This window comes from Faecalibacterium sp. An58 (assembly GCF_002161515.1).
GTDB classification, from domain to species: domain Bacteria; phylum Bacillota; class Clostridia; order Oscillospirales; family Ruminococcaceae; genus Faecalibacterium; species Faecalibacterium avium.
Genome location: NZ_NFHX01000027.1, coordinates 22,667 through 29,083 on the forward strand (window position 1 = coordinate 22,667; position 6,417 = coordinate 29,083).

Consider the following 6,417-nt stretch of genomic DNA (forward strand, 5'->3'; position numbering starts at 1 on the left):
GATGCGCCTGCTTGCACTCAGCCTTGAAAATTACCGCAACATCGCGTCGGCCCGGCTGGTCCCCGGCCCGGAGCTGACCGTCATCTGCGGCAACAACGGCCAGGGCAAAACGAACCTTTTGGAAGCGGTCTGGCTGCTGACCGGGGGCAAGAGCTTCCGCGGGGGCAAGGACGCCGAACTGGTCCGCCGCGGCGCCCCCTATGCCGCCCTTGAGGCCCGCACCCTGGCGGGCAGCGGCAAGGAAAACGAGGTCCGCCTGACGGTGGGGGCGGCGGGAGAAGCCCGCACCGGCCGCTATGCGGTGTGGAACGGCACGCCCCCCAAACGGGCCTCCAGCCTGGCGGGCAGCTTTCCGGCGGTGGTGTTCGACCCCGGACACCTGAGCCTGGTCAAGGGCCCGCCCGACGGACGCCGCCGCTTTCTGGATGCCGCGCTGTGCCAGCTCTACCCCGGGTATCTGGCCATCTACCGGCGGTATGTGCGGATCCTGCAGCAGAAAAACAGCCTGCTGCGCCGCTCCCCTGCCCGGCCGGAGCGCCCCCTGCGGGAAAAACTGGACCTGCTGGAGGTGCTGAATGAGGAACTGGTCCCCTGCGGCGAGGAGATCCAGGCCAGGCGGCGGGAATACCTGGGGCTGCTGGCCCCCATGGCCGCCGAGAATTACCGGGCGCTGTCCCGGGGAGCCGAGCAGCTGGGCATCGGCTATGAGGCCCAGTTTGAGCCGGGCGGCCTGGCCGGCCTGCTGGCGGCGCGCCGGGACGAGGAACTGCGCGCCGGCCAGAGCCTGTGCGGCCCCCACCGGGAGGACCTGGCGTTCCGCCTGGACGGGCAGCCGGCCCGCAGCTTTGCCAGCCAGGGCCAGCAGCGCAGTGTGGTGCTCAGTCTGAAAATGGCGGAGGCGGACGCCTCGGCCCGCATCACCGGCGAGCGGCCGGTGCTGCTGCTGGACGATGTCCTCAGTGAGCTGGACGAGGGCCGCAGGGCCTACCTGCTGACCCGGATGCGGGAGCGTCAGACCTTTGTCACCAGCTGCGACGACGCTGCCCTGCTCCACACCGACGGGGTGATCTGCCGGATGGAGGGCGGCGTCCTGACCACGCTGTAGGAAGGAGGCGGCCTTTGTGTACCTGCATCTGGGAAGGGATTATGTGCTGAATACCCGGGACATCATCGGGATCTTCAGCCTGGAGACCACCACCGTCTCCCCCCGGGGCCGGGCCTTTTTGGACTATGCCCAGAAAAACGGGGCGGTGGTCAGCCTGTCCGACGAGCTGCCCCAGAGTTATGTGCTGGCCGACAGCCCGGTGGATACCGTGTATCTGTCGGAGCTGTCCAGCGCCGCTTTGCGCCGCCGCGCCGAGCAGCTGCTGCCCGAAGGGGCGCTGCCCGGGCCGGGGAAAGACGGGCCGGCCTGACTGCAATGACCGCTTCCATGCGATAGGATAAGAACGTTTGAGCGAACAGAGAATTTGGATTAAAGAGGGAGAGATACAATGGCAGAGGATATCATCACCAGCGCCGACACCGCCACCGACCACGAGTACGACGGCAGTGAGATCCAGGTCCTCAAGGGTCTGGAGGCCGTGCGCAAGCGCCCGGGCATGTACATCGGTTCCACCGGCGCCCGGGGCCTGCACCACCTGGTCTATGAGATCGTGGACAACTCGATCGACGAGGCGCTGGCTGGCCACTGCGACCACATCGAGGTCAAGATCAAAAAGGGAGACATCATCGAGGTCACCGACAATGGCCGCGGCATCCCGGTGGGCATCCAGCCCGACACCGGCCTGCCCGCCGTCACGGTGGTCTTTACCATCCTGCACGCCGGCGGCAAGTTCGGCGGCGAGAACTCGGGCTACAAGGTCTCGGGCGGCCTCCACGGCGTGGGCGCCTCGGTGGTCAACGCCTGTTCGGAATGGCTCACCGTCCAGGTGCGCCGGGACGGGGTGGAATACGAGCAGACCTTCCGCCGCGGGGACCCCGACGGCCCCCTGCGCCAGGTAGGACCCGCCCCCGAGGGCTCCACCGGCACCCGGGTCACCTTCAAGCCCGACCCTGAGATGTTCCGGGAGACCACCGTTTTCGACTTTGACACCCTGGAAAAGCGCCTGCGGGAGGAGAGCTTCCTCAACGCGGGGCTCAAGATCACCCTCACCGACGAGCGGGAGCTGTACACCCCCATCCTGGAAGACGGCCAGGAGGGCGAGCCGGGCTACCGCCAGGAAGTGATGTGCTATGAGGGCGGCATCCGCAGCTTTGTCAGCTACCTGAACGAAAAGCGGAATTTCGAGGTGCTGCACCCCAACGTCATCTACCTGTCGGCCAAAAACGACCGGGCCGAGGCGGAGGTGGCCATGCAGTACAACACCAGTTACAATGAGCTGGTGCTCAGCTTTGCCAACAACGTCAACACCCCCGACGGCGGCACCCATGAAGAAGGGTTCCGGGCCAGCCTGACACGGGTATTCAACGACTACGGGCGCAGCCACGGCCTGCTGAAGGAAAAGGAAGAGAACCTGTCCGGCTCGGATGTCCGGGAGGGCCTGATCTGCGTCATTTCGGTCAAGCTGCAGGAGGCGGAATTTGAGGGCCAGACCAAGGCCAAGCTCGGCAACACCGAGATCCGCACCCTGGTGTCCAACATGGTCTATACCAAGCTGACCGAGTATTTTGAGGAAAATCCCGCCGTCGCCAAGGCCATCTTTGAGAAGGCCACCCAGGCCGCCCGTGCCCGGGCCGCCGCCAAAAAGGCCCGGGAACTGGTCCGCCGCAAGAGCGTGCTGGAAAACAGCCGGATGCCGGGCAAGCTGGCCGACTGCCGGGAGAACGACCCCTCCAAGACCGAGATCTTCATCGTCGAGGGCGACTCGGCCGGCGGCTCGGCCAAGATGGGCCGGGATTCGGCCATCCAGGCCATCCTGCCTCTGTGGGGCAAGATGCTGAACGTGGAAAAGGCCCGGGCCGACAAGATCTACGGCAACGACAAGCTGATGCCGGTGGTGCTGGCCCTGGGCTGCGGCATCGGGGAGGAGTTCGACATCAGCAAACTGCGCTACGACAAGGTGTTCATCATGGCCGATGCGGACGTGGACGGCTCCCACATCTGCACCCTGATGCTGACCTTCTTTTTCCGCTATATGCGGCCCCTGATCGAGCAGGGACATGTCTATGTGGCCCAGCCTCCCCTGTTCCGGGTGCAGAAGGGCAATACCGTCAAGTATGCCTACAACGACAAGGAAATGGCCCTGCTTTTGCAGGAGATGCCGGGGGCCAAGGTCAACCGGTACAAGGGCCTGGGCGAGATGAACCCCGAGCAGCTGTGGGAGACCACCATGAACCCCGACAACCGCGTGATCGTCCAGATCACCATTGAAGACGCCGAAAAGGCCGACGAGGCCTTTACCATCCTGATGGGCGACCAGGTGGAGCCCCGCCGCCGCTTCATCGAAAACAATGCACAGTACGCCAAGCTGGATGTCTGACAGCCGGGTACAGTCCAAATAAGAGCTTTCAGCTGGAGGAACGAATGGAAGAAGATTATGTCATGATACCCGGCACCGGGACCAAGAAGATCGTCCGGGACGTGAAAAAGGAGATCGAGACCGCCTTTCTGGATTACTCCATGTCGGTCATCGTATCCCGCGCCCTGCCCGACGTGCGGGACGGCCTCAAGCCGGTGCACCGCCGCATCCTGTACACCATGCATGAGCGCGGCAACGACCCCAGCCATCCCTACCGCAAGTCGGCCGACACGGTGGGCGCGGTGCTGGGTTCCTACCACCCCCACGGCGACGCGTCGGTGTACGACGCCATGGTCCGTCTGGCCCAGGATTTCTCGATGCGCTATCCCCTGGTGGACGGCCAGGGCAACTTCGGTTCGGTGGACGGCGATCCCCCTGCCGCCTACCGTTACACCGAGGCCCGCATGAGCCGGATGGCGGTGGAGATGCTCACCGACATCGACAAGGATACGGTCAACTGGGACCCCAACTACGACGACACCAAAAAGGAGCCCCAGGTTTTGCCCTGCCGCTTCCCTAACCTGCTGGTCAACGGCAGCCAGGGCATTGCGGTGGGCATGGCCACCAACATCCCGCCCCACAACCTGGGCGAGGTCATCGACGGGTGCATCGCCTACATCGACGACCCCGACATCGACCTGGCCGGCCTGATGGAACACATCAAGGGCCCCGACTTCCCCACCGCCGGCATCATCATGGGCCGCAGCGGCATCCGGGCGGCCTACGCCACCGGCCGGGGCAAGATCACCCTGCGGGGCCGGGCCGTCATCGAGGAGAAGAAGAACGGGCGGTTCCAGATCGTCATCACCGAGATCCCCTATATGGTCAACAAGGCCCGCCTGATCGAGAACATCGCGGACCTGGTGAAAGACAAGCGGATCGAGGGGATCACCGACCTGAACGACGAGACCAACCGCAAGGGAATGCGGATCGTGGTGGACCTGCGCCGGGACGCAAACCCCCAGGTGGTGCTCAACCAGCTCTACCGCTACACCCAGCTGCAGGACACGGTGGGCGTGAATATGCTGGCCATCGACCACAAGGTGCCCAAGGTCCTCACCCTCAAGCAGATGATCGCCAAGTATGTGGAGTTCCAGGACGAGGTGATCCGCCGGCGCACCAGCTTTGACCTGAAAAAAGCCCAGGAGCGCGCCCACATCCTGGAGGGCCTGAAAAAAGCCACCGACATCGTGGACGAACTGATCGCCACCATCCGGGCCTGCAAGGGCGGCATGGCCGAGGCCAAGGCGGCCATCATGGAGCGGTTCGGCTTTGACGATCCCCAGGCAGACGCCATCGTCAAACTGCAGCTGGGCCGCCTGGCCGGGCTGGAGATCCTCAAGATCGAGGAGGAACTGGCGGGCCTGCAGGCCAAAATCGAGGACTGGCAGGCCGTGCTGGCGGATGACAGCCGTGTGCTTGCCATCGTCAAGGAGGAGCTGCTGGAGATCCGGCGCCGCTTTGCCGACCCCCGCCGCACCGAGATCGAGACGGTGACCGGCGAGGTGGACATCGAAGACCTGATCGCCGAGGAGCAGTGCGTCTATACCCTCACCGAGGCAGGGTATGTCAAGCGTCAGCCCAAGGCCATCTATCAGGCCCAGCACCGGGGCGGCCGTGGCATCCTGGGCCTGACCCGCAAGGAAGAGGACATCGTGCAGGAGATGTTCGTGGGCTCCACCCACGACTATGTGCTGTTCGTCACCAACCGGGGCAGGCTGTTCCAGCTCAAGGGCTACACCATCCCCGAGGGCAGCCGCACCAGCAAGGGGGCGCACATCGTCAATCTGCTGCAGCTGGCCGAGGGCGAAAAGGTGACCAATATGCTGCGGCAGTCCACCAAGGACACAGCCGAGGGCGGCTATGTGACCATGGTGACCCGGCAGGGCCTGATCAAGCGGACCCCGCTGAGCCAGTACGCCAACATCCGCAAGAGCGGCCTGATCGCCATTGCCCTCAATGAGGGGGATTCCATCGCATGGACCCGCCTGACCACCGGCAACGACACCCTGATCGTGGCCACCCGCAACGGCCAGGCCATCCGGTTCTACGAGAGCGACGCACGGCCGATGGGCCGCGGCGGCCACGGCGTCCGCGCCATCCGTCTGGAGGAAGGCGACCAGGTGGTGGGTGTGTCCATCTGCCGGGAGGGCGCCACCGTCCTGACCGTCACCGAGCACGGCAAGGGCCGGCGCAGCCAGATCGAGGATTACCGCCTGACCGGACGCGGCGGCAAGGGCGTGCGCAACTACGACGTCTCCAAGGACAAGGTGGCGGGCATCAAGATCGTGGATGACACCGACGACGTGCTGCTCAGCAGTCAGGAAGGGGTCATCATCCGGATGCACGCGGCGGATATCACCGTCCAGAGCCGCTATGGCAGCGGCGTCCGTGTGATGCGCCTGGGCGACACCGACTGTGTGACGGTGGTGGCCCGCACCGACCATGACGACGAGGCCGAGACGTCCAAGCCCGAGCAGGAGGCCGGCGACACCGAGCCCACCGCCGAGGAAGTGGCCGCCCTGGAAGCCGCCGAACAGGCGGAACAGGACGTCCAGACCACCCCGGACGAAGAATAAACGAAAAAGCAAAAGAGGGTATGCACCACGCAGGTGTATACCCTCTTTTTGTCATAGCATCGGGCCGGCAGCCGGACGGCAAGCGCCGCGCCCACCGCACCGGGTGCGCCCGCGAAAGCGGGCGCTTTTTCTTTGCCTCCAAGTCCCCCATTCCAAGATTAGAATACGCAAACTAAAGAAAATAAAGAAAAAATGGGAAATTTTGAAATTGGGTCTTGACACCGGGGGGGGTATGTTATGATAGGCACACAAAGGAAAGGACCTTCCTTTGAACCTGTTTTGGGTCTCTATCTTTTATACACCATAAGGAGGAAAAA

The 6,417-nt window shown here is 64.2% G+C and carries 4 protein-coding genes; all 4 read left to right on the top strand.

Features of this window, described 5'->3' with window-relative positions; genetic code table 11:
• Position 1: 1 nt before the first annotated feature.
• The 4 genes from recF (at position 2) to gyrA (ending at position 6,100) form a co-directional block, all read left to right on the top strand.
• Positions 2-1,105 carry a DNA replication/repair protein RecF gene (gene recF, locus B5G12_RS12005; protein ID WP_087325064.1) on the top strand — a complete coding sequence of 368 codons (1,104 nt, stop codon included), beginning with the start codon at positions 2-4 and terminating at the stop codon, positions 1,103-1,105.
• A gap of 16 nt (positions 1,106-1,121) precedes the next feature.
• Entirely contained in the window at positions 1,122-1,415 is a 294-nt protein-coding gene (gene remB / locus B5G12_RS12010) for an extracellular matrix regulator RemB (RefSeq protein WP_087325065.1), read from the top strand.
• Between the two features lie 78 nt (positions 1,416-1,493).
• On the top strand, positions 1,494-3,482 hold the full coding sequence (gyrB, locus tag B5G12_RS12015) for a DNA topoisomerase (ATP-hydrolyzing) subunit B (RefSeq protein ID WP_087325066.1): 1,989 nt from the start codon (positions 1,494-1,496) through the stop codon (positions 3,480-3,482).
• 44 nt (positions 3,483-3,526) lie between these two features.
• A complete protein-coding gene (gene gyrA / locus B5G12_RS12020; protein ID WP_087325067.1) occupies positions 3,527-6,100 on the top strand; it encodes a DNA gyrase subunit A in 2,574 nt (857 codons plus the stop codon).
• The last annotated feature ends 317 nt before the right edge of the window (positions 6,101-6,417 follow it).

Bases quoted from the DNA above. Each gene is read 5' to 3' on its own strand.
- recF (WP_087325064.1), top strand. From the start codon at position 2: ATGCGCCTGCTTGCACTCAGCCTTGAAAATTACCGCAACATCGCGTCG.
- gyrB (WP_087325066.1), top strand. From the start codon at position 1,494: ATGGCAGAGGATATCATCACCAGCGCCGACACCGCCACCGACCACGAG.
- gyrA (WP_087325067.1), top strand. From the start codon at position 3,527: ATGGAAGAAGATTATGTCATGATACCCGGCACCGGGACCAAGAAGATC.